At 33.0% G+C, this 23,031-nt stretch carries 24 protein-coding genes; 8 read left to right on the forward strand and 16 right to left on the reverse strand.

Annotation, left to right across the window (positions count from 1 at the left end):
- Positions 1-12: 12 nt before the first annotated feature.
- Complete coding sequence (locus Q4Q16_RS00475) at positions 13-822, forward strand: sulfite exporter TauE/SafE family protein (protein WP_303345428.1); 810 nt, start codon at positions 13-15, stop codon at positions 820-822.
- Positions 823-831: 9 nt separating this feature from the next.
- Complete coding sequence (locus tag Q4Q16_RS00480) at positions 832-1,188, forward strand: lipopolysaccharide assembly protein LapB (protein ID WP_303345429.1); 357 nt, start codon at positions 832-834, stop codon at positions 1,186-1,188.
- Positions 1,189-1,236: 48 nt separating this feature from the next.
- Here Q4Q16_RS00480 and Q4Q16_RS00485 read toward each other — a convergent pair whose 3' ends face one another.
- From Q4Q16_RS00485 to pyrH, 6 genes are read right to left on the reverse strand one after another with little or no spacing between them, the layout of a single operon-like run.
- Complete coding sequence (locus Q4Q16_RS00485) at positions 1,237-1,440, reverse strand: hypothetical protein (protein WP_303345430.1); 204 nt, start codon at positions 1,438-1,440, stop codon at positions 1,237-1,239.
- Positions 1,441-1,452: 12 nt separating this feature from the next.
- Positions 1,453-2,301: a hypothetical protein gene (locus Q4Q16_RS00490; RefSeq protein ID WP_303345431.1), complete on the reverse strand. Its 849-nt coding sequence runs from the start codon at positions 2,299-2,301 to the stop codon at positions 1,453-1,455.
- 1 nt (position 2,302) lies between these two features.
- Entirely contained in the window at positions 2,303-2,626 is a 324-nt protein-coding gene (locus tag Q4Q16_RS00495) for a heavy metal-binding domain-containing protein (RefSeq protein ID WP_303345432.1), read from the reverse strand.
- Positions 2,627-2,634: 8 nt separating this feature from the next.
- Positions 2,635-2,826 carry a DUF2116 family Zn-ribbon domain-containing protein gene (locus Q4Q16_RS00500; protein WP_303345433.1) on the reverse strand — a complete coding sequence of 64 codons (192 nt, stop codon included), beginning with the start codon at positions 2,824-2,826 and terminating at the stop codon, positions 2,635-2,637.
- A 15-nt stretch (positions 2,827-2,841) separates the two neighbouring features.
- Positions 2,842-3,630 (reverse strand): TatD family hydrolase, encoded by a 789-nt coding sequence (locus Q4Q16_RS00505; RefSeq protein WP_303345434.1) that lies wholly within the window; start codon positions 3,628-3,630, stop codon positions 2,842-2,844.
- 8 nt (positions 3,631-3,638) lie between these two features.
- On the reverse strand, positions 3,639-4,316 hold the full coding sequence (pyrH, locus tag Q4Q16_RS00510; RefSeq protein ID WP_303345435.1) for a UMP kinase: 678 nt from the start codon (positions 4,314-4,316) through the stop codon (positions 3,639-3,641).
- A gap of 76 nt (positions 4,317-4,392) precedes the next feature.
- Between pyrH and Q4Q16_RS00515 the strand changes: the two genes are divergently transcribed.
- A complete protein-coding gene (locus Q4Q16_RS00515) occupies positions 4,393-5,082 on the forward strand; it encodes a nitroreductase family protein (RefSeq protein ID WP_303345436.1) in 690 nt (229 codons plus the stop codon).
- 20 nt (positions 5,083-5,102) lie between these two features.
- Here Q4Q16_RS00515 and Q4Q16_RS00520 read toward each other — a convergent pair whose 3' ends face one another.
- Together Q4Q16_RS00520 and Q4Q16_RS00525 are read right to left on the reverse strand one after the other, a co-directional pair.
- The gene (locus tag Q4Q16_RS00520; RefSeq protein ID WP_303345437.1) at positions 5,103-5,801 is read right to left on the reverse strand and encodes an MIP family channel protein; all 699 of its coding nucleotides are present in this window, start codon (positions 5,799-5,801) and stop codon (positions 5,103-5,105) included.
- Positions 5,802-5,807: 6 nt separating this feature from the next.
- On the reverse strand, positions 5,808-6,941 hold the full coding sequence (locus Q4Q16_RS00525; RefSeq protein ID WP_303345438.1) for an adhesin: 1,134 nt from the start codon (positions 6,939-6,941) through the stop codon (positions 5,808-5,810).
- A gap of 464 nt (positions 6,942-7,405) precedes the next feature.
- Here Q4Q16_RS00525 and Q4Q16_RS00530 point away from each other — a divergent pair, with 464 nt between their 5' ends.
- Both Q4Q16_RS00530 and Q4Q16_RS00535 read left to right on the forward strand, forming a co-directional pair.
- Entirely contained in the window at positions 7,406-11,671 is a 4,266-nt protein-coding gene (locus tag Q4Q16_RS00530; RefSeq protein ID WP_303345439.1) for a hypothetical protein, read from the forward strand.
- Between the two features lie 268 nt (positions 11,672-11,939).
- Entirely contained in the window at positions 11,940-12,377 is a 438-nt protein-coding gene (locus Q4Q16_RS00535) for a hypothetical protein (RefSeq protein ID WP_303345440.1), read from the forward strand.
- Between the two features lie 11 nt (positions 12,378-12,388).
- Here the strand turns inward: Q4Q16_RS00535 and Q4Q16_RS00540 are convergent, their stop codons facing one another.
- Both Q4Q16_RS00540 and Q4Q16_RS00545 read right to left on the reverse strand, forming a co-directional pair.
- Positions 12,389-12,967, reverse strand: a complete 579-nt coding sequence (locus Q4Q16_RS00540; RefSeq protein WP_303345441.1) for a ZPR1 zinc finger domain-containing protein — start codon at positions 12,965-12,967, stop codon at positions 12,389-12,391.
- On the reverse strand, positions 12,960-13,904 hold the full coding sequence (locus Q4Q16_RS00545) for a 3H domain-containing protein (protein WP_303345442.1): 945 nt from the start codon (positions 13,902-13,904) through the stop codon (positions 12,960-12,962). The genes Q4Q16_RS00540 and Q4Q16_RS00545 overlap by 8 nt, the downstream gene beginning before the upstream one ends.
- An 869-nt stretch (positions 13,905-14,773) precedes the next feature.
- Here Q4Q16_RS00545 and Q4Q16_RS00550 point away from each other — a divergent pair.
- Both Q4Q16_RS00550 and Q4Q16_RS00555 read left to right on the forward strand, forming a co-directional pair.
- A complete protein-coding gene (locus Q4Q16_RS00550) occupies positions 14,774-15,826 on the forward strand; it encodes a DUF1611 domain-containing protein (protein ID WP_303345443.1) in 1,053 nt (350 codons plus the stop codon).
- Positions 15,827-15,831: 5 nt separating this feature from the next.
- A complete protein-coding gene (locus Q4Q16_RS00555) occupies positions 15,832-16,335 on the forward strand; it encodes a cell division protein SepF (protein WP_303345444.1) in 504 nt (167 codons plus the stop codon).
- Positions 16,336-16,359: 24 nt separating this feature from the next.
- Here Q4Q16_RS00555 and Q4Q16_RS00560 read toward each other — a convergent pair whose 3' ends face one another.
- Positions 16,360-17,259, reverse strand: coding sequence for a TDT family transporter (locus tag Q4Q16_RS00560; protein WP_303345445.1), 900 nt, complete (start codon positions 17,257-17,259; stop codon positions 16,360-16,362).
- A 9-nt stretch (positions 17,260-17,268) separates the two neighbouring features.
- On the reverse strand, positions 17,269-18,024 hold the full coding sequence (locus Q4Q16_RS00565; RefSeq protein ID WP_303345446.1) for a TatD family hydrolase: 756 nt from the start codon (positions 18,022-18,024) through the stop codon (positions 17,269-17,271).
- A gap of 163 nt (positions 18,025-18,187) precedes the next feature.
- Between Q4Q16_RS00565 and Q4Q16_RS00570 the strand changes: the two genes are divergently transcribed.
- Positions 18,188-18,973: a transcriptional regulator FilR1 domain-containing protein gene (locus tag Q4Q16_RS00570; RefSeq protein WP_303345513.1), complete on the forward strand. Its 786-nt coding sequence runs from the start codon at positions 18,188-18,190 to the stop codon at positions 18,971-18,973.
- A gap of 9 nt (positions 18,974-18,982) precedes the next feature.
- Here Q4Q16_RS00570 and glyS read toward each other — a convergent pair whose 3' ends face one another.
- The 4 genes from glyS to Q4Q16_RS00590 are packed head-to-tail and all read right to left on the reverse strand — an operon-like array spanning position 18,983 to position 23,030.
- Positions 18,983-20,677 (reverse strand): glycine--tRNA ligase, encoded by a 1,695-nt coding sequence (gene glyS / locus Q4Q16_RS00575; RefSeq protein WP_303345447.1) that lies wholly within the window; start codon positions 20,675-20,677, stop codon positions 18,983-18,985.
- Between the two features lie 14 nt (positions 20,678-20,691).
- Positions 20,692-21,276 (reverse strand): dCTP deaminase, encoded by a 585-nt coding sequence (gene dcd / locus Q4Q16_RS00580; RefSeq protein WP_303345448.1) that lies wholly within the window; start codon positions 21,274-21,276, stop codon positions 20,692-20,694.
- A gap of 21 nt (positions 21,277-21,297) precedes the next feature.
- Positions 21,298-22,125 carry a 4Fe-4S binding protein gene (locus Q4Q16_RS00585; protein ID WP_303345449.1) on the reverse strand — a complete coding sequence of 276 codons (828 nt, stop codon included), beginning with the start codon at positions 22,123-22,125 and terminating at the stop codon, positions 21,298-21,300.
- On the reverse strand, positions 22,122-23,030 hold the full coding sequence (locus tag Q4Q16_RS00590; protein ID WP_303345450.1) for a TrmJ/YjtD family RNA methyltransferase: 909 nt from the start codon (positions 23,028-23,030) through the stop codon (positions 22,122-22,124). The genes Q4Q16_RS00585 and Q4Q16_RS00590 overlap by 4 nt, the downstream gene beginning before the upstream one ends.
- Between the last annotated feature and the right edge of the window lies 1 nt (position 23,031).

Genomic DNA, 23,031 nt, shown 5'->3' on the forward strand with positions numbered 1-23,031 from the left:
ATAAGTGATGTTATGTTTACAATTGAATATTTCATAGGACTAATTCTAATTGGTACACTTGCAGGTTTTGCATCAGGACTTCTGGGAGTTGGTGGAGGTTTCTTAATCACTCCACTTCAGTTTTTCCTATTAAAATATATTGGAGTCGCGCCGGATCTTGCTATCCTGATTTCTTTCGGAACAAGTTTGGCCATTATTATTCCAACATCCATTAGTGGTGCTTACAGGCACACTAAAACAATGGACAATATATTGCAGCCGGGAATCCGATTGGGTATTTTTGGAATAGTCGGAGGGGCTATTGGCGGTTTTGTTGCATCAGCACTTCCTTCAAGAACATTAGAAATAATATTTGGTCTTTTATTGTTATTCATAACTGTTAATAATGTTTTCAATATTAATAAGGAGAGGGATGAAGCCAAAATTCCATTTAATTGGTTTACTATCGGAATTATTGGATTGACTGTTGGATTTTCATCAGGGCTTTTAGGCGTTGGTGGGGGAGTATTTTTAATAGCTATCTTAACTGCACTTTTAGGATTTTCAATAATAGAGGCAATTGGAACTTCTTCAATATTCATCAGCCTAACGGCTGTTGGAGGATTTTTATCCTACATGATTACCGGTTGGGGGGTCAGCACATTTCCATATTCAATAGGTTATGTAAGTATTGTTAACTTAATCTTAATTTCATGTTTTTCAGTGCCGATGGCTTCACTCGGTGCAAAAATGGCACATAAAGTCCCTCAAAAAAAGTTAAAAATAATCTTTTCAGTATTGATTTTCTATATTGCATTAAATATGTTAGGAATTGTACCATGAGGTGATAATGTGGGTGAGAGAAAAGTCGGCGAAAATTTTGATGCTAAAAAGGCAGAAGATATTTTTGATAAGTTAAAAAATGTTGAAGGAAAAATTAAACCTAAAAGGCAGGGCGAATTCGATAATATTAAAAACATGATGAATGAAGCCCAATATCTATTTGATTTGGGTAAATTAGGCCGGGCAATCGAATTATATAAACAGGTTATATTTGTTTTGCCGGATTCAAGTAAGGCATATGAGAATTTAATAAAGATTTATCAAAAACAAGAAGACTTGGACAGTGAAAAAGACATACTGAAGAAAGCCATTAGTAACTGTAAGAAAAATGAGGATTTTAAAAAGAGATTAAAAGAAATAAGCTAATGTTTAATGAAGATATTCTCATCAAACATTTAATCCTGCTTATAATGATCATATAATAATTATTTTTATTAATGTAGTGACAACAAATATTATAATTGAAAAATAAATTATTAATCTGCCGTGTTTGCGATATAACTCCACATCTTCTTTAAAGAAAAATAATAGCGCACCGTATACCAATCCAGCAATCGGAATTATTAATGTAAGGACATATCCGATAATAGGTATGATTTTGCTTCCTTCATTTCCCATTTTTCCACCTGCTTATTTTATATACACTCCAGTTCCCATGGAACTTATCTGGTAATTGTCACCGCCAAGTCCGATTAAACAATATTGGATGTCTAAGTCAATCACGCCGTTTCCGCCGGATGCTTTTATTTTTTTAGTTAAATTGATTAAACATTCATCCTTTCCGGATTTAAGTCTTTTTAATGTTTCTTTTTCATTCTGTTTAGGATTTAAATTAATTAAATTTTTATCCTTTTCTAAAATCACGGTTGATTGAAATTGGCCTAAATTGATAACATTTTTGTCTAAAACATCGGTGCTTGTTATAAAGATAAAATCAAGGCTATTCAGCTTTTGATTGCTTCCCATTTCATCAAAATCTTCAACAACTTTAGTTTTAATTTCAAATGGTTTTTTGAGAATGTATTTATATATGATGTATTTTATTTTATAATAAAATTTGTAGATGATCTTCTTAAAGACGCTTATAATATAGACAACAGCTCCAATTCCCACAACAATCAGCACATAATTGATTAATGTCGGAAAAGCGGCCTGCAATATTACTGCAACTGATCCGACTGTTATAAAATTCACGCCCAGCAGGGGATTTGCCACTATAAAGCTGTAATATGTTGTACCTATAAACAGGATAAATGCGCTTATTGCACCTGTTGCCTCATCCATCAGCTTGTCTGCAAGCAATGTTTCACAGTATCCTGCAAGGAGCGGTGCGAAAATCAATCCTAAATTCCAGCCAAATATGGCTATTTTGAAATAAAGGAATATTGCATAAATTCCGATACCAATTATGGTACCAAAAACAATGCAAAAAACTTTTTCTTCCATATTTTCAGGCCAATCAGGCATTTTAATTTTCATGCTATTCACATTTTACAGCAGTACCATAGGCAGTTACAAGAATTGTATTTCCCATGGTGCCGCCAAGATTGTCATAAGAGATTTTAAGCCCTATTATTGCATTTGCACCTAAACTTTCAGCTTTTTCTTCCATACTTTTCAAAGCAATATCACGTGCTTTCTGCAGTTCTTCTTCGTATTTTGAGGTTCTTCCACCTACAACGTCACGCACGCCGGAAAACAAATCTTTATAAATATTTGCGCCGATTAAGGATTCTCCAGTTACCAATCCTTTATATTCGATTATCTTTTTTGTAACCAGAGTGTTTGAAGACGATAAAATCATTATTATCCCTATTTTACAAATGTCATTATTGCCCAAACAATTAAAAAGATTGCAATAATCACGTATAGAACTATTCTGGTTCTTCTGGTTTGCGCCAATCTTGCATCCCAGACAGTCTGACAATCCGGTGAGCATACAAGTTCATTTAACGGGATTGGGGTTCCACAAATCGGACAATGTTTATGAGGTTCTATTGACATTTTTAATCACTTCCTTTATATTTTGAAAAATTCTTTTGTATTTTTATTAATCTGTGTTGCAAGTTCTTCTACATCAAGACCCATGCAAAGTGCAACTGTTTTGAGGATATGAGGTAAATATTTTGGTTCATTTCTATTCTTTTTAGGTTTAAAATCAAAATTCTTAGGTATTAAAAATGGAGCGTCTGTTTCGATCATTAATCTTTCGGGAGGAATCACGCTTACAGCATCTTGCAGGTATCTTCCTCTTTTCATATCGCAGATCCATCCTGTAATTCCAATATAGCAACCTAAATCAATATAATTTTGTGCTTCCTGTTTTGTTCCGGTAAAACAGTGAACTACTGATTTTTCAATAACACTGTCATGCCTTTTTAAGATATTGTACAAATCTTCATGGGCTTCCCGCTCATGTAAAAATAATGGCATGCCGGTTCTCTCGGCCACTTCCACCTGGGCTTCAAACCATTTTCTCTGAATATCTTGCGGAGAATAGTTTCTGTTGTAATCTAATCCGCACTCTCCAATGGCAACAACACAATCGCTTTTAGCTATTTTTTCAAGTTCAAACATTGTGTGCCCATTACATGTTTTGGCATCATGGGGATGAACACCTGAAGTTGAAAATAATGTTCCAGGATATTTTGAAGCGTATTCAGCTGCAATATGGCTTGAATGCACGTTGGTTCCGGTGATAATGAATTGTTTAACACCGGCTTTTTTTGCTTCTTCAATGATTTCGGCCCTGTCTTTTCTAAATGAAGAATGCATTAGGTTCAGGCCAATATCAACAAGATTATCCACTAAATCACCTATTCGTTAATAATTTTAGTTCCTATTTTTTCTCCGTTAACTGCTTTAATTAAGTTTTCCGGCTCAAAACCATTTGTGATAACAGTTTCCAGATCAGACCTTTTAATCATCTGAACAGCAGTTGTGTCAAAGAACTCGTAAGTTCCGGCTTTAACGTCTTTGCCGCTTAAAAAGTCAAGTAAATCTGTTGCTGTAATTTCAGGAACAAGTTCGGCATCATCGAATTTATTCGGATCTTTTGTATACATTCCATCAACAGAAGTTAGGTTGATGAGTTTATCTGCTTGAATGTATTCTGCCAGGATTGCAGATACTGCATCAGTACTGTGTGCAGGTTCAGTTCCACCCATCACAATTATTTTTCCGGCAGCTGAGAATTCCAAAGCTTCCTGGAAATTGTGGGGCACTCTTTGATAGGCAACGTCGCCAAGTGCAGACAACATCAGTTTTGCATTAATTCTTGTAACTTCAATTCCGATATCGTCACATTGTGCTTCACCAGCACCTAAATCACGCACCACTCCAATATAGTCTCTTGCAGGTCTTCCGCCACCTACAACAACAAATAATTCGTGGTCATTAGCCAATTCTTTTAAAATAGTACTGTATTCCTGGAATTTTTTACAATCATATTCTTTAAGTAAAATTGATCCTCCAATTGCAATAACAATTTTCATATATTCACCTTATATGGAATATATCTTTTAGATATTATTTAAATTTTAATAAGGATTAACTTAATAAGTACTGTTAATGAATTTAGAAGAACAAATCTACATCAGAAAATCCTGTAGAAATTATTCTGATGGGGCTGTTGACATGGATTTGATTCATAAGTTTATGGAATCTGCAAAGTCCCTGAATAATGAAATCAACTGCTATTGGGAAATTTTAACAAGAGATAAGGTTGCTGTTCGAAATTCATGGTCAGCTCCCTATTATTTGGCGATATATTCCGAGAAGAAGGATAATTACTTAACAAATATCGGTTTTATTTTTCAGCAGCTTTGCCTTTGTCTTCAAAGTATGGGCATCGGCAGCTGTTGGGTAGGACTTGATGTTCCTAAGAGAAAAAATTCCGAATTTGTAATTGCAATAGCTTTTGGAATGTCCAGGGACATTTCAAGAGACCTGTCTGAATTTAAAAGAAAAGAATTGTCTGAAATTTCAGATTTTGAAGATGAAAAGTTAATTCCGGCACAGCTTGCTCCATCAGCCATCAATTCACAGCCATGGTATTTTAAACATTCCAATGTTGGTTTTGATGTTTATCAAATAAAACATAATATTTTAAAACGTCAAATCCTTAAAAGATGGAATCCCATTGATGTGGGGATAGCTTTGGCTCATATGTATGTGGCCAATAAACATTCCTTTGAATTTGAGATTAAAGATAATGAAAACATCAAAGGTTATTCATACATCGGAAGTATTAAAATTTAAAAAAAGAAAAGGTAGAGGATTTAATCATCCTCTGTGTTTAATCCTTTGTATATTAAACCTGCAATGACCGCACCGACAATAGGTGCTAAAATAAATACCCAAACCTGTTGTAAAGCCTGACCGCCTAGGAATAATGCAGGTGCTAGACTACGTGCAGGGTTAACGGAAGTTCCGGTTAATGGAATTCCCATAATGTGTACGAATGTAAGTGTCAAACCGATTACAATACCTGCAACAGCTCCGTTTTCCACTTTTTTTGTAACGCCAAGAACAGTAAATACAAATACAAAGGTTAAAATAATTTCAACAATTATTGCTCCAATCACATCTAAACCTACGGCAGATGCTGATCCAAATCCGTTTTGACCTAGTCCTGTAGCAGTATATCCTCCAAGACTTGGTGCAGAGTTTATAATAGCTGCTAAAAGAGCTATACCAATAACTGCTCCGATACATTGGAATATGATGTAGATAATTAAATCTTTGGATTCTAATCTTCCATCAACCCACATACCAATTGAAACAGCAGGGTTTATATGGCATCCGGAGATGTCTCCTATTACATAAGCCATGGCAACAATGGATAAACCAAATGCCAATGCAATTCCAAGTGTGCCCAACATGGAACCGGCTATTGCCGCACTTCCACAACCAAATAGGACAAGCACCATTGTTCCTATTAATTCGGATATATATCTTTTCATAAATTTTTCCTCCATTAATTTTTAAAATCTACCTATCCTTTTCATAAATGAATATGCAAGGATTAATACGATTAATATTAAAATAAATGGAAATATGTGCAGTAATATTGAATCATTAACTTTATCGAATTCATATTCGCTTTCAAAGCCCATATGTTGTGCGTCAGTATGATTTTGAACGATTTTAGCAAAATTATATGTTAAATCATAATAGCTGATATGTGCTCCTTCATATTCAATTGAATCAGGGGCTCTTCCATTTTCATCCATGTAATTTTTAACAGTTCCGGCCATCTTGAAATAATCATAAACTGAATATTTGTCTTTTGTTAAAAATGAAATTCCTAACGGATTTTCCGGTCCGTCATAGGTTTTCGGAATATCGATTCCATCACCATTTAAATAAGCACTGGTTTGATAAAGCAATTGGGGAGTTGTATATGATCCATATGGGCCTTTCAATTCACTGTCTCCACTATTTACAAGCAGTTTGCTTGCATCGGCCATTCCTTTAGGGGATAGCTTGTTTGTTGTAATTAAATTGTCACTTAAAACTTTACTTTCGTTTCCGGGATTATTGACTATATCAACAATTTTCTGTGCAATTTCACGATTCATATCCTCATCATATTTTGATAAATAACCGTCATCGGTATTGTCGGGATAGTCTTTTGCAACTTGAATATATTGTATTCCTGCGTTTTTAAGGAATGTTCCGGGATTGCGCATTCCTGCTAGGGATTCATTTGAATAATTGTCGTCCCATGCTCTTCTTAAAAAACTGGACTGGTTATCTAAATCATAACTGCCGGTATTAATGAAGATTATTTGTTTATCGCTGTTAACGGTGGCTTTTCCAAGCTGCAGGAAATTGCCTGCATCTGATGCTGCAATGTCTATGCTTATGTCACTTGTCACGTTTATTGATCTCCATCCTTCTCCGGGAGATGGGGACTGGTTATCAACTATTACTTGAATTTCACCATTACTTATTTCTTCGATGTATTTTTTAATCGAATTTAACATTTTTATGTCATTTTCCTGATCTATTATGTTGTCGGAGGTTATAAATGCTGTTTTTGACGCACTTACTCCCTGCACAATCGGTGCGGCTATTAATAGAATCATTAATAATATTGCAATTTGCTTTTTCATACTTTTTGTCCTTGATGTTAATTAATTATATATTTATCAACTTTATCCATAAAATATTTTTTTAAGATAAGTTTATAATATTTCTTTTTAAATCAATTATTTTTTAATTTAAAGAAATTTAAATCATTTATAAGAAAAAATTTAAATAAATTATTAATTAATAGATTTTTTGAGGATTTAAAGAGATTATCTTTTATTTTCAGTAAATTTTGCACTGATTTGAAAAAGTATATTTCTTTGCATTAAATTGGAAAATAATTCTTGGTTATGGCAATAAATTTAATCAAAAATATATTGTGCAGGGCAACCTAATTTCTAGTTTGCCTTTTAGTTAAGGTTATTTTTTTAAAATTGATGTTGTGATTTGTTCTTTTTAAATGCTGGCTTAAAATAAAAAGTTAATTGCTGATTGATAACTTCTGTTAATTAATAGTGGTAATAATGTCCTCGATGGAGGTTATGCAATGTTTAACAATATTCAAAAGATAATTATTAGCAAACCTTTTCTTATTTCATTAATCCTTGTTTGCATGATGTTTATGTCTCTTGGAGTCGATACTAATCATGCATATGCTGTAAATTTAAATGAAAGTGGTGAAATGGGATTGAAGACAGATGTTGAAGATAAACTGGAAAATTCTCAGGAAAATGATGCAATGCAAGTGACCAGTCATGAAAACTACATATTGCAGGCAAACTCATATTCATTAAATGGAGGTATGTTTAAAGATATTCAGGATGTAATTAACAAAGCAAAAAGTGGGGATACAATAAAATTAAAAGGCAATTTTGTTTCAACAGGTGGGGACACCATTTCTCTATCAAAGAAATTAACATTTACTTCATCATCACAAGCAACATTGGATGGTAAAAGTTCGGCTGTAATTCTTAAGATTTATTCCGGAGGAGCCCAATCTAAATTTTCTAATTTGAAATTTATTAATGGTTATTCAAATGACAGGGGAGGTGCTGCATTCATAGCGGCAAAATCTGTTACCTTTGACAATTGTGTGTTTGAAAATAATCATGCGGATGTAACTTCAGGTGCGATACATACGCCCTATAAGGCAGATTCGGCTCAGGGTTTAACAATTAAGAATTGCAACTTCACTAGAAATGATGCGGGAATTGCAGCAGGTGCTGTTGGAGCATATAGCCACGGGTTTTTAGTGGATCACTGCATTTTTGATTCAAATTATGTTGAATTTGAAAATGAAAGTTATGGCGGAGCAATTCAGGTTGGATTGGATATAATGCCATCTTATGGTGTCGTTAAAAACTGCATATTTAAAAATAATAAGGCCATATCCTCTAATGGCATATCTCATGGAGGTGCGGCATGTGTTAGAAACGGTTCTACATATTATAACTGTGTATTTATTAACAACAGTGCCGATTATGGTGGCGCTTTAACATATCATGCATCCGGAAATTTAAATAACTGTACATTAATCGGCAACACGGCAGGTAAGTATGGTGGAGGAATATCAATATTGATGGATTATTTGGATTTGATGAATCTAAATATTACAAACAGTATTTTTAAAGGAAATAAGGCTCCTTTGGGAGGTGCTGTTAAATTAGACGGGTTTAATATAACAATAAAAAATTCAACCTTTGATGATAATTATGCATCATGGTATGGCGGCGCCGTTAATATTAATGCAAGCAATGTTAAAATCATGTATTCTGAATTTAACAGAAACATTGCAAATATTGATGGGGGAGCGGTATTTATCAAAGGAAGGGATACTGTAATTGAGAATTCAGGATTCATATCAAATGAGGCGATACCTGATGTTAATAAATTAAAAGATGGATTGGGCGGAGCCATTTATGTAAATAGTACAAAGGTATTGGCTCAAAATAATGTATTTAAATTCAATACTGCAAGAAACGGCAGCGCGATTTACTTTGATAAATCGGGCCTTGAATTTAAGTTAAAGAATAATACATTTTACCAAAATCAGGCATGGGTTTATCATCTGCCGGTTTTCGCTCATGATATTTACTATGGTGAAGTGGAAAACTTCAAATCAGTAATATATGGCGGAAACAATATTGCAAATTTTGATAACTTGAATGTATCAAATGCCATTTATAATGCTGCCGGCGGCGATAGAATCGAAATTGATGGTGAAAATCCTATCGTGGGAGCTACCGATAGCGGTGAATTGTATCAGGACGACAGGGAATATAACGTGAACATACTGGTAATGGTTCAGCATGAAGACGGAACTGTAGTTTATAATAAAACCTTGAACTCCAGCTATTTGGGAGAGGTGGCTGATAATGTAGATAACTTAAAGCCTGGAAAGTATTATGTAACGGCTAAGCATCTTGAGGATAATTACTACAAAGCAATCACCAATACAACCGTGTTTAATGTAATTCCGAAAACAGATAATAAGATTCTAAAGACAAGTAATAGGGATTCAATCGATTATGGCGATACAGTTGTTTGGACACTGAATATTACTAATAATGGGCCAAATGATGCAACTGGTGTTGTAGTATATGATGTGTTGTCTGAAGGACTGATTTGGTTAAATGATGACAGTAATGGGGCTTATAATCCAAAAACTGGTGTTTTAACAATAGGATCTCTTAAAGTTGGTGAAACTTTAATTGTAAATATATTAACCAGAGTTAATGCTACTGGAGATATTGTAAACAAAGCTAATGTTACAGGCAACGAATTTGATATAGACCTGGATAATAATTATGATGAAGAACAGATTAATGTTCCAGCGGCCGTTGATGTGGCGGTTAGCAAAAATGTCAATGTTTCCAATCCTAATTTTGGAGATTTAATCATGTGGAATATAATAGTTTCTAATTATGGTCCGGATGATGCTCATGAAGTAATCCTGAGAGAGGTATTTTCAGAATCTTTAATTTGGATTGGTGATGATTCTCAGGGAAAATATAATCCATCTTCCGGAATCTGGAATATCGGAACTTTAAGCAAGGGAGAGTCTATTGAACTTAATATTATATCAAAGGTTAATCAGACAGGAAACATCACAAATAATGTTTCGGTCACCTCCCGCGAATTTGACATCAATTTAACTAATAATCATGACAGTGAAATTATTGTAGTTAATAAATCTGGTGATTTGGCTATTGTAAAAACAGTTAATACAAGTACTGTTGATTATGGGGGGATTATTAAATGGACTTTAACAGCTTCAAATAATGGTCCTGATAAAGTGACTGATGTTATTGTTGAAGATGAGATTCCAGATGGGTTAATTCTTCTTAACTATACTGCCAGTAAAGGATTTTATGATATGGGGATGTGGGCTTTATGCTGTCTTGAAAATGGTGAAACACAAACCTTGGAGCTAATCTGTAAGGCGGTTAAATCTGGCAGCATTACAAATATTGCCAGCATTTCTGGAATGGAATGTGACCCGATACCTGACAATAATGTGGATAACGAATCTGTTGACGTATCAATGGCTTGTGATATTGCTGTTTTAAAACAAGTAGATATTGAAAATCCCTTTTTTGGAGATATTGTAACTTGGATGATTGAAGTTAGAAATAACGGCCCTAATCCTGCAACCAATGTTGAAGTCTTTGATATGCTGTCTGGAGAATTAATTTTTAAAGATTATGTCTCAACTAGGGGAATTTATGAAAACGGCATTTGGAGCCTTGATTATCTGGATGTAGGGGAATGTGAATATCTAAATATCAGTTGCTATGTTAATGGATTGGGAAGCATTGTAAATAATGTATCTGCAACATCAAACGAATATGACCTTGACATGTCTAATAATTATGCTGAGAAGCTGATAGATTCGTTTCCAATCTCAGACCTTTCAATTGAAAAAACAGCTAATGTTTCGAATGCTAATTATAATGATTTGGTCAAATGGACATTAATTGTTTCAAATCATGGCCCCAATAATGCAACAGGAGTTACTGTTGATGATCACTTGCCCGATTCGTTACAGCTCATTGATGTGGTATGTGATGGAATTTACATGGAAGGTATTTGGCGCATTGGTGATTTGGATGTTGGTGAATCTAAAAAATTGGAGATTATTACAAAAATCATAAAAACAGGTGATATTGCCAATAATGCTATGGTATATGGAAATGAAATGGATTTGAATCCTTCTAATGATGAGGATGAATATGTTGTGCATGTCCCGCCGGCAGTTGATTTATCAATTACAAAAACTGTTTCAAAATATGAATATCATGTCGGAGACATTATTGATTATGCAATTGGAATAAGAAATGGTGGTCCCGGAGATGCTTTAAATGTCAAAGTCAGTGAAAATTTTCCGGATTCATTAGTTTTAAAATCAGTTAAAAAATCAGCTGGTACATTTGACACTTTAAAAAATGAATGGTTAATTGATAAACTTGCCGCAGGAGCAGAAGAAAAGTTATATATGAAATTTGAAGCTGTTCGGAGTGGAATATTTGAAAATCTGGTTTCTGTTGTTAATGATATATTTGACTATAATTCTGATAATAATTTTGATTCCGCATTGGTTAAAGTTGTTAGTTGGAGTAATAATTCCTCAATTAATCTCATCAATAACATTACAGAAAATTCAACTGATAATAGCATTGTTAAGGCAGGAAACGTTAAATATCCGATTTATAGTCTGGAGAGAAATCTTACTTCCAATCTTATAGCTTTGCTTGTTGTTTCTGCATTGGGGTTCATAATTTTTGGCGGTAGCAATATTTTTAGAAAAAGGTAAAATTAAAGTAGCTTTTAAGCTACTTATTATTATTTTTTTAAAACGATTTTTTAAAATTCATGAAGTATACGAATTATTAATTTTTTGATAAATTATTTTATAAGTTGATTATATAAACACTACAATAATTCTTCGTTTTTTTAATTTAAACAAAACATTTAAATAAAACTTTTGACAAATATGCAACTAGATATTGGTGAAATTATATTTTTTTTAAAAAATAGTGGTATGAATCAATATTTTTAAATAAAACAGATGAGGTGTAATTATGTCTGAAGAAGAAATGATTGAAGAAACTTCTGAAGAATTCGTCGATGAAGACGAAGAAAAATTGCCTTTCGCTAAAGCAGAAGTTGTTCGTTTAATGAAAGAAAATCTCGACGATGACAAAATGATTAGGGAAAGAGTAAAAGTGGAAATGAACAAATTCTTAGGCGAAGTTTTAAAAAATGTATGTAAACAATTAAATGAATATCCATACACTACTATTGAATATGAAATGCTTAAGGAATCCACTTATCCATACACTAATATAGAAAGAATCAATCAAGAAAAAGAAAGAATTTTATTACATTTAGAAGCTATTAAAGCAGATTGTAATGCATTGGCTATGGATGTTCAAAAAACATTAAAATTAAAAGACGTTGTTGAAGAAGATACTTTTAGTTTTTCAGCAAGCAACGGTGAAGAAACTGAAGAAGAATAATTCTTCTTTAACTATTCTTCAATATGGCTAAAACCTGTTTTTAGATTATGCAATTCCTCTTCGGGAATTTCTGAAATTTCAACATTTTCACTTACAATGTTGCTCTGACCAAACGGATCTAACATAATTAATGTTGCAGTTCCATTTCCTTTTTTAAGTTCTCTTATCCTATTTAGAGTATTTTTTCCATTTTCTTGTGATTCTAAATCGTCAAATAAGTTCAAAGCTTTTTTTACAGCATCTTCAAAGCGAGTGAGAACACCTTCAACATTTGTTACATATCCTTCAGATTTTGGTCCAGGTTCCACTTTAACACCAAGCTCCGGAATTACAACAGTTGATGACTGTGATCTGACAACTCTAACGGATAGGTTGTTTTTATTAATGCCAATAACATATTTGGCAGGATCATTTTGCTCTAAAGCTATAATGTCGCTGTGCTTGAATCCGCATTCAGGACATTTGATTGTTGTTTCTAAAACTTTTCCAAAATGAGGTATTTCTATTTCTTTCATTATTGATTTGGCAATACCTTCAACAGAGCAAGCAGGACATTTAATAACCATTTCATTAATTTCACTTTCATTCATTTAAAACATATCCTTTTTCATCTAGTTCTTTTATTATTTTATCTAATTTTTCTTTATTTGGAGCACAGATTCTAGTTTCCCTATACTCGGATAAGCTGTATAATTGGGATAAATATTCTTTTTTATCTTTATTTTCATTAAGAGTATTTATAAATCTATTGGCGGATTTTGTATCATAAACATTAATATTTCTAATTAACGGTTCTTTAAATCCTTTGAAATTATATATGATTTTTTCAAGGGTTCCGTTGTTTTTATTGCTTACAATATCAACAACATCTTCCAGCTCCTCAATTGTATTGACCAATTTGATTGTGGTACAGGATTTATTGATTATTGTTAAAATGCTGTCCAGGGTAGATTCAATAGATTCGGAGTTGATGATGGTAACATTATTATTTTTTGCCTGGTCTAATAAATGATTGTGAATAATTCTATTTTCTTTAAAGAAATCCAGTTGTTTTCCTCCTCTGTGGATTCTGATGGCTCTTTTAACAAATCTTTCTTTGTGGGACTCTTCATCAGAACTTAATATGAAAAAATAAATGTTTGCGTCATCTTTAAATTGTTCTATATTTATCAAACCCGGAACGAGATGGACTCCCTCAATAATGATGTCGTCATAATCAGTAATCGCTCTTTGAATAATTTTTTCTAGGGCGGGAATTACATATGCTGCATGGTCATCAAATCCGGCAGATACAAGTTCCTCATAGTTTTCATATCTGCTTTTATTTCTGATATGTTTATATGCATCATAAGAGGAGCTATGGAGGGCAGGCGCATATTCCTTACCGATAATTCCGCGAACAACCGCTCTTATAAAGTCACTTTCGATTAAATGTTTAATGTTTAACGATTTGGCAAGTTCAGCAGCAATCGTCGACTTTCCAATTCCGGATGCACTTCCAATTAGTATAACATAAGGCTTTCTCATGCTAATTATCCTCCAAAATTTTATTTTAGTTACTTTTTTATTTATGTTAATTTACTAATTAATTTTATTATTTTTCAGTTTATTTTTGATTGTGCCGGATTTTGTAGTGGATTTTTTAAAGTATAATTTATAAAATATATTTTTTAACTTTATATTTAATTAACAGTAATAAATTTTCATTTAATCTTTATAAATACTATTAGTATGGAGGGATATTGCTATTTGTTAGGGCGTGCTGATGTGGGGAACTTTAATAAATTATTTGTACTTGAATCTTTTTTATTTGTTTGAAATGTATTTGTGCAGTTTCGGATAATGTGGTTTAAATGATGGTTGTCGAAGTGAGGAGTTATAATATGTTTTTTTGTTGATTTAGACCTTACGGGGTATTGTCATATCATGGGATTTTCATTAATGAAAGTTATAACAAGCATAACTGAAAGTAAATTAAATATAAACTGTCAGATTTACTTTATCTGTCCGTACTATTTGTTTCATCCATATTTTCTCCAGATATAGCAAATAGGATATTGCCTTTTTAATTAAAGGGAAGTGATGGTGTAAAATAATTTTTAATAATGGAATAATGCTCATGGCAGTAATGGGGTATTATTTGTAAGCGGGTAATGCAATTTGATATCGATTATTTCAATGTGTTTAAATGTTGTAAAAAACAGGATTTCTGCAAGGCCGGTTAATAAATAAAAATAAAATCATTTTATTTCAATGTCACTTAAAAACATTTACATTTATTAATATGGAAAAGTATAATATAAAATTAATAGTAACGTTTTTTAGATTATAAAAAAAATATTAGGATAATAAATTTACGTGTTGTTATATGATTATAAAATATAGGGGTGAAGTTGTTGTATTCAGTAAAATCAGTTAAGGATATTCAAAATTTAAATCCATTCATTGTTGTAGGTTGCGGAGGAGGAGGAGAAAAATTCTCCAATCTTGAAGGTGTAGAAACAGTAGGTTTCATTGACGATAATGTAAAAAAGCAAGGAAAAGAATTTTGCGGCTGTGTTGTTTCAGGCAGTTTAGAGGAATGTCTTGAATGTGCTAAAAACGCAAAATCTGTTGTAATCATGCTTCCAATAGGCGCGGAAGGGACTGCTTTAAAATATGCTGTTCAAGCTATTGACGCAGGATTAAATGTAATCACTTCATTTAGATCATTATCTGTTGCTGAAAATATATCTTTGAAGAAATTTGCAGATGCGAAAAATGTCGTAATCAAAGATATCGGCCCCAGACTGGATGTTATTGAAAAAATAGCCGGGGTGGCTCCTGAAAAATCATGTGAAGTATTGCCAAAAATTTCATATAAGCCAAAAGCACCTGTAATCTTTGTTGGCGGAACTTCCCAGGAATGCGGCAAAAGAACCACAACTAAAATGTTAGGTCTTGCATGTATGGAAAGAGGCATTACTCCCGCCATTATTTCAACTGATGAAATGGGATTGGAAGAACCGACAGATTTTAACTTTAGGGCAGGAAGCTTATCTGCAATGGATGTTCCGGCAGCAATTTTATCTTCAATTAAATATGCCGAAGAAACAAAACATCCGGACATTATTTTCATTGAAGGCCAATCCAGTTTAACTGAAAAAGGAAATCCTCATCCAAGAGGTTTGTCTGCAGCCATTTTAATCGGTTCGGCTCCTGATGCAGTTATTGTTGGACACAGACCAAATCACCCATACAGAGAACCTAGGGGAATTGAAGAGGAAATTAAAGCTATTGAGGCTGTTGAACCTACAAAAGTTGTTGGTTTATCAATAAATCTTAAAAATGCTAGCTTAGATTTATGCCCTGAATTCTTTGAATCTAAATTCAATTTACCTGCTGAAGATGTTTATACAAATGGTGCTTCCAAATTATTAGATGCAATATTTGAATATTTAGAGGAGTAGTTTAAATGAGTTTTATGGATACTTTAAAGAGAAGTTTAGGTTTTGAAGAAACAGAATCTCCAAAGAAAGATGAAGAAAGTTTTAACTTGACAGATTTTATAAATGGTTTTACTAAGTCTTTTAAAAATGCGGAACCTCGACAAAATAATTCACAGCAGTATGAATCAACTCCTAAACCGCAAAATCGTCCGCAGCATCCTGTTTATGATGATTATGATGATTATGTAATTACTCCTGAACAGCCATTTTACGAAATTGTATTAATTAGGCCTAAGACACTTGATGACATTAATTATGTTGTTGATCAGGTAATTGAAGAAATGAATCCTGTTATCCTTGATTTATCATTTTTAGAAAAAGAAAGTGAACCTAACTTCAGATTAGCCGGAGATAAAATTAAACAGATGAGGGCGAAATATGGTGCTCAGGCATTGTTGCTTTCACGTTCTGAAGATAAAAATTTAATTGTCATATCTCCTAAAAAAGTAAAATTAATCAATAAAGGATAAGAGGATTAATTTCTGCTTTTTTTATTATTTTTTTAAGAAGTTCACATATTCGGTTATCACATAAAATACAGTAATTACCGATATTAATGTTTCTATGGTTAAAATCGATGATAAAATCAGATTTTCGCCAGCTATTTTTATAACTCCTTTTGTTGCAAGTGCGCTTATTACAAATGGAAATGTAAATGCCGAAAAACTTGGATAAAACTCCAGTGTTCTATATTCAACTAATTTATAAAATGCAAAAATATAAAATATGCACGCAATGCAGTATAAAGCCATTAAAAATTCGGGATATATTTTCGGTGCTGAATTTAAATATCCTACTATCAGTATGCTGAATAATGCTGTGTAAATGCATGTTGTTGGTTTATTGGCATCTGAAATATCGGGATATTTAATATGTCTGTATGTTATTAATGGTAGAGTTATCAGCATGGAAGCAAATCCTATAATTATGCATGCAGTTCCTATTTTGTTGAGTCCGTGAAATGGTGCTGTAACTGCTCCCATTGAAATTCCAACATAAACAATCCAGTATGTAGGATTGACTGCCAGTATATCAAAATCACGTATTATAAAATGATAGGTAAAGTAAATCATTAACAAAATATGTAAGCCAATTCCAATTATCCATATGCCTTGCGAAATAGTCGGCATAAATCCTAATGTATATGTAGATAAAAGCATCAAACTCATTGAAAAAGTACCTGAACTGCTTGCGGTTACCGGATTTTTAAAGTCATCTTTAATATCTTTCGGATATGTTATTGCCTTAACAACCAGTAAAATAATCAATATTGCACTAATCATTCCCAGGAAATATTTTATTCCTGGATTAATATCATGTAAAAGATTGCCTAATGATAATAAAGCAAGGATTAAACCTGCAACGGTAATGGGTAACCTTTTGGTGATATTCATGGTATCAAGTTATATTTTAAAGTATTTCTCTGCATTTTCATGTGATACTTTATCTATTTCTGCTTTTTTATAACCTAATCGGGTTAATTCACGAACGGTTTTAGCAACGGAAAGGGGGTCTGATGGTTTGTTGCTTATGTCGCTGTTTAAAATGAATTTATCAAATCCATAATTGTCTAAAATATCTACTGCACTTTCAATGTCAAGTTTTTGTGGCTGCACGGTCAGTCCGAGCATATAATCTTTATCAATAACTTCGTTGATAATGTCTAGGTTAATATGATCAATAACTGCTTGTGATTCATCTAAATGTTGGGGAACAATGTCTAAAATAACTTTTAGGACTTTTGATTTATTTTTCCTTGGAGTATGAATAATCACTTTTGAGTTGGTCTCATCTGCAATATCTAACTGCTTTTTAAATGTATTAATCTCCAGGTCAGTTAAATCTTCAAGACCTATTTCGCCTATTGCAACGATTTGCCCTCTTTCAGTCCATCTGTATAATTCATTAAAAATCATTTCAGGTTTTTCGATACTGTTTGTTGGATGAATTCCTAAGGCCACCTTTAAATCCATCCCATACTGTGATGCTCTTTTAGTATCATATTCTAAAATTCTATTCAAATGATTTAAAAGAACAATTTCCGAATCTATTCTGTAAGGGTAATAACTGCAAGTTATTGCACTGTCTATTCCGGCCAGATACATGTCCTTAAAATCTTCACTACTTCTTGAATCGGCATGAATATGTGTATCAATCATTTTACTCACTATTTTGTTATTTGTGGTAGTTTAGATATAAATTTTTACTCATGTCTGTTTTTATTTATAAGCTTTTTGCAAGTTCACTTTTTCATATTTTCTCACTTCAATAGATTTTATATTTTTCAGTATTAATAATATTAGTACAAGTAATACGACATTGGTGATTTATTTGGTAATTAATAAAAGTTATTTAAACAGCTACGAATCGATTTCAGAAGAACTAAAATACATGACTAATTCAATAATCAGATTAAAAATATTAGCAACTTTATACAAGTGTCCGCTGAACATGAAAGATTTAAATCAGATTACATCTTTAAGTTACAGTTCAATATCAAGTAATATGCATAATTTGGAGCTGAAAGGATATGTATATAGGGAATATAATAAATATTTTTTATCAAATTCGACTAAATTGAAAATTGACCAGGTCATGAAACTCGGTTATATAATTAATTTATTAAATGATTTTTTTAATATTTTGGACAAGCATCTTGTTAATATGATTCCAAATCAATCTGTTGCAGAGTTATACCTTCTTGGCAATGCCCATCTTATTGAATCAGACGGTATTGATGTATATAGGATTTATAATTTCATTGAAAATAGTTTAAGCAGTGCAAAACAGGTCAAATGTGTTCTGCCATTTTATTATGAAAATTTCAATGACAAACTAAACGAACTTGTTGAAAATAATAATGACGTTGAAGTTATGATTCCATCAGGCATTTCGAAAATATTTAATAAAAAGTCTAAAATTAAAAATTTATCTTATTTTGCAGGTGAAAACACATTTCTGTTAATAGTCACTGACCAGCTAATGATTTTAGGTTTGTTTAAGGAGGACGGTTATTTTGATCAAAACAGATTGCTGACATCAAAAAATAGTGATTCAATAAAATGGGCCAGTAATCTTTATGAAAATTTTAAAATTAAAAATAAATGAGTTTTAAACTCATTTATAATATTTTTCCAAATAATCTTCTAATTCAGCTATTGGAATTCTTTCTTGAGCTTCTGTATCTCTGTCTCTGACAGTCACCTTTTCATCTTCTATTGATTCAAAATCAACAGTGACTGCAAGGGGGATACCAATTTCATCGGCTCTGGCATATCTTTTACCAATAGTTCCGGTTGCATCATATTCTACAGTAAAACCTGCCATTCTCAATTGTTCTGTTAATTCTTGAGCAATTTCACGAGGGCCTTCTTTATTGACAAGCGGAAATATTCCAAGCTGAACCGGAGCAATTGATTTGTCAAATTTAAAGTATTCTTTTTCTTCTGTTTGTGTAAATGAATGTAATAAAACAGAGTAGGTAATACGGTCAATACCAAATGAAGGCTCAATAACGTGTGGTATGATTTTCTCACCGGTTATTTCTTCTTCAACATCTTCAAAGATAAGCAAATCTTCACTTACTTCATATGTTTTGTCCAATTCAATGGTGAATTTGCCTTCAGTTTCTATTGCAGTTCTTATATCTTCAACATTCGCATCTTCAATAGCCTGTTTTACCTTAGGAGAGTCCCCTTTAAATACCGGTCCGAATTTGGACAAGTTTGGTTTAACTACAGTTTTTCTGACTTTTTTAGGTTCATCATATTCAATAAATATGTTCAATTCTTCATTGCTAAACTCGGAATGTGATGATAAATCGTAATCTCCTCTATCTGCTATACCGATGATTTCAACCCATCCGTATTTGTCGGTTTTAACTTCAACGTCCCAGCAATCAAGTGCATAGTGGGCCATTTCTCCGGCTAAATGTTGTCTGAATCTTAAAACATCTTCGGGAATTCCAAGCTCAATTAAAAATTTGCGGGCTAAGTACAGCTGATAGATTAACATTTCATTTGCCACGATTCCTTTTTCAAGGGCTTCACGGGCAGTAATTTCCAAAGGTTCCAAATCGTTTTCCTGAACCTCCTGTGAGTTTAAGCGCAATACCACATCTTCGATTTGTGAAAATTTGGGATGTGTTTTTTCTTTGGGATTTAAAAAGATTTCCGCTTCTGCTTGAGTGAATTCTCTAAGTCTGATAACTCCTTGTCTTGGTGAAATTTCATTTCTGTACGCTTTACCAAGCTGAACTGCTCCAAATGGAAGTTTTCCTCTGAAAAATCTTTCCAAACGTTTGAATAAAATGAAGATTCCCTGTGCAGTTTCAGGTCTCATGTAACCTACTTTATCTCCCTTAGCACCGATTTCGGTTTTAAACATTAAGTTGTAGTTCCATATGTTGGACAGGTCTCCGCCACAATCAGGACACTTTATATTGTTGTCAGTGACTATCTGGTCAAGTTCCTCGTTTTCGAGGCTTTCCACATCTTCTCCGATTACTGCTTCAATTATGTGGTCTGCTCTGAAAACTTCTCCGCAGTTTTCGCATTTGCACATCGGATCTGTGAAGTTATCCACGTGTCCTGATGCCTTTAAAACTTCTTTGGGCATTACGGTAGGGCCTTCAATTTCGTAAAATCCTTCACCTGAAACATATTGCTTTCTCCATTTTTGCATGATATTATTTTTCAGGCTGGCTCCAAGAGGGCCGTAATCTGTAAAACCGGACACTCCGGAATATATTTCAAAGGACGGCCATAAAAATCCTCTTTTTGCACTAATATTTGACATTTTATCATGATTCATAAATATTATCTCCATTATTTTTTTAATTCGTAATCTAATTTGACCCTGCTGCTTTCAGGACGGGTCTGTCCCATATATTTGCTATTTCTAGAAGGATGTCCGTAAGGAATTTCTGAAGGTGTAGTCATTGTTTCAAATACAATCTGACATACTCTTTGACCAGGGTATAGCGCTACAGGCATTGCACCGATATTTGATATTTCCAAAGTGATTTTACCTTCAAAACCCGGATCAATAAAACCTGCTGTAACGTGCATTGTAACACCGAGTCTTCCCATACTTGAACGGCCTTCCACTCTTGCAACCAGGTCATCAGGTATTTTAACGTATTCTAAAGTGGTGGCCAAAGCAAATTCATTAGGATGGATTATAAACGCTTCGCCTTCTTTAACAATAGATGATTCCATATATGATGCAATGTCTTCTTCATCTTTAGGATTGATATAGGGTTTTCTAATAACTTTAAATACTTTAAATTCATCTCCTAATCTCATATCAACAGAAGATGGTTGTATTTGCTTTTCATCTAAAAGAGGTTCAATACCAATTTTGCCTTCTTTTAAATATTCTTTTATAGTTTTATCACTTAAAATAGCCATATTCTCACACAAGTAATTTTTTTATAATTCATTTATTTCAATTAAATCGTTAATTCTATTAATTATGCTGTCTACACTTTTTTTAGTGTAGTCAAGGGTAATAGCATCAAATTTGCATGCATTAACGCAAAGTCCGCATCCTTTGCAAATATCATGATTGATAGTTATTTTTTCATTTTCTAAACTGATGGCCTGATAAATACAAACCTCTAGGCATTTATTGCAATTCCTGCATTTGCCTTCATGAAACTTTACTTCAACACCTTCAAGTTTTTCTATCTTGCTGCTTATATCTTCATCTAAATTAGGATAAACTTTCCATAAACAGCAGCACGGACAGCAGTGACAAATCGTTAACAGGCCTTTTCCAGGTCTTATGTTCATCCAGATTGAATCAAGTTTATTTCTGCCGATAATGTGGCTTAATCCTGCTTCGTCCGCCCTGTCAATATGGACTAACGCTTCTTCAACTGTTGCTTTTTTTCCGATGTTTTCTGGAATCTTTCTAGCTGTCGGTCCAAGGAAAATGCATCCAATATCCTGAGGATAGTCCCGGCAGTTATTTGAAGTTCTACAAAGACAGGTATTCATAATTACAATGTCTCTGCTATGTTTTACAACTTCTTTAATAATGTCTGTCGGTAAGAATTCAGAACCTTCAGTTTCAATTTTTTTATTTATATTGATTGTATTTGGCACAACAACGATGTTGTCTTCATCAAAAAGCGTTTTGTCAATAATTTTTTTATAAACTTTTGATTTCCGGGTTATTTCAGCTATCCAAAATCTCCAGTTGAAAATATATTTAAGGACAAATATGCTGATGTCTGCAAATCTAATTCTTCTCATTGTTCACCAAGTTTATTTTTTAAACGCCTCAATATTCCTTTAAAGGTGTGCGCTTCTCTTGAAGTAATGAATGCTCTTGAAATAATGTTGTTGAAGGTTTTAATGCCGTTTCTTTTTTTATGATCTGGAATGTCCAGACTATCGATTAAATCGGTCATGTCATTTAACAAATATTTTTTTTCTAATTTAGTGCTTTCATCAAGCCCTTCAACACCAAAATCATGTTTGTTCTTAAATAATTCATAAAAAATTATTGCAGCTGCATGGGAAATATTCATTATAGGATAAGTCGGATCTGTTGGAATAGAAACGCATATGTCGCAATCTGCGACTTCCTTGTTAGTAAGTCCATTTCCTTCTCTTCCAAAGAGTATTGCTATTTTATTTGAAACATTCATTGACCTTCCAAGTTCTTCTGGTCTGATTGGAATTCGTGACAGATTATAACTTCCTCCCGCCATTCCAGTTGAAGCAACTTTAAAATCAATCTGTTGGGACTGGTAGAAATCATCTAGTGTAGGAAATATTTTTGCATTTTCAACAATGTATTTTCCATGGGTAGCCTGATAATATGCTTCTTTTGTTAATGTGGGAGGGTTAATCAATATTAAATTTTTCAATCCAAAGTTTGCCATAGTTCTTGCAAGAAAACCAATGTTTCCAGGAGTTTCGCATTCAACAAAAACAATATATATGTTTTCTTTAAAGAGACTAACTTCCTTTTCCTCTTGCTGTCTTATAATTTTTGCTCTGACAGTTCCTCTGGACTGGGTTGTGGATTTGGCTTTTTTTGTAGAAGTCGATTTTTTTTCACTGTCTGATTCTTCTTTTTCTTTAGGTGAGTTTAAAGAGGCAGTTTCAACTACTTTTTCTTCACCTACAGCAGTATCTCCTATTATAATCAAC

Origin of the sequence: Methanobrevibacter sp. (assembly GCF_030539875.1) — an archaeon.
Classification (GTDB): domain Archaea; phylum Methanobacteriota; class Methanobacteria; order Methanobacteriales; family Methanobacteriaceae; genus Methanocatella.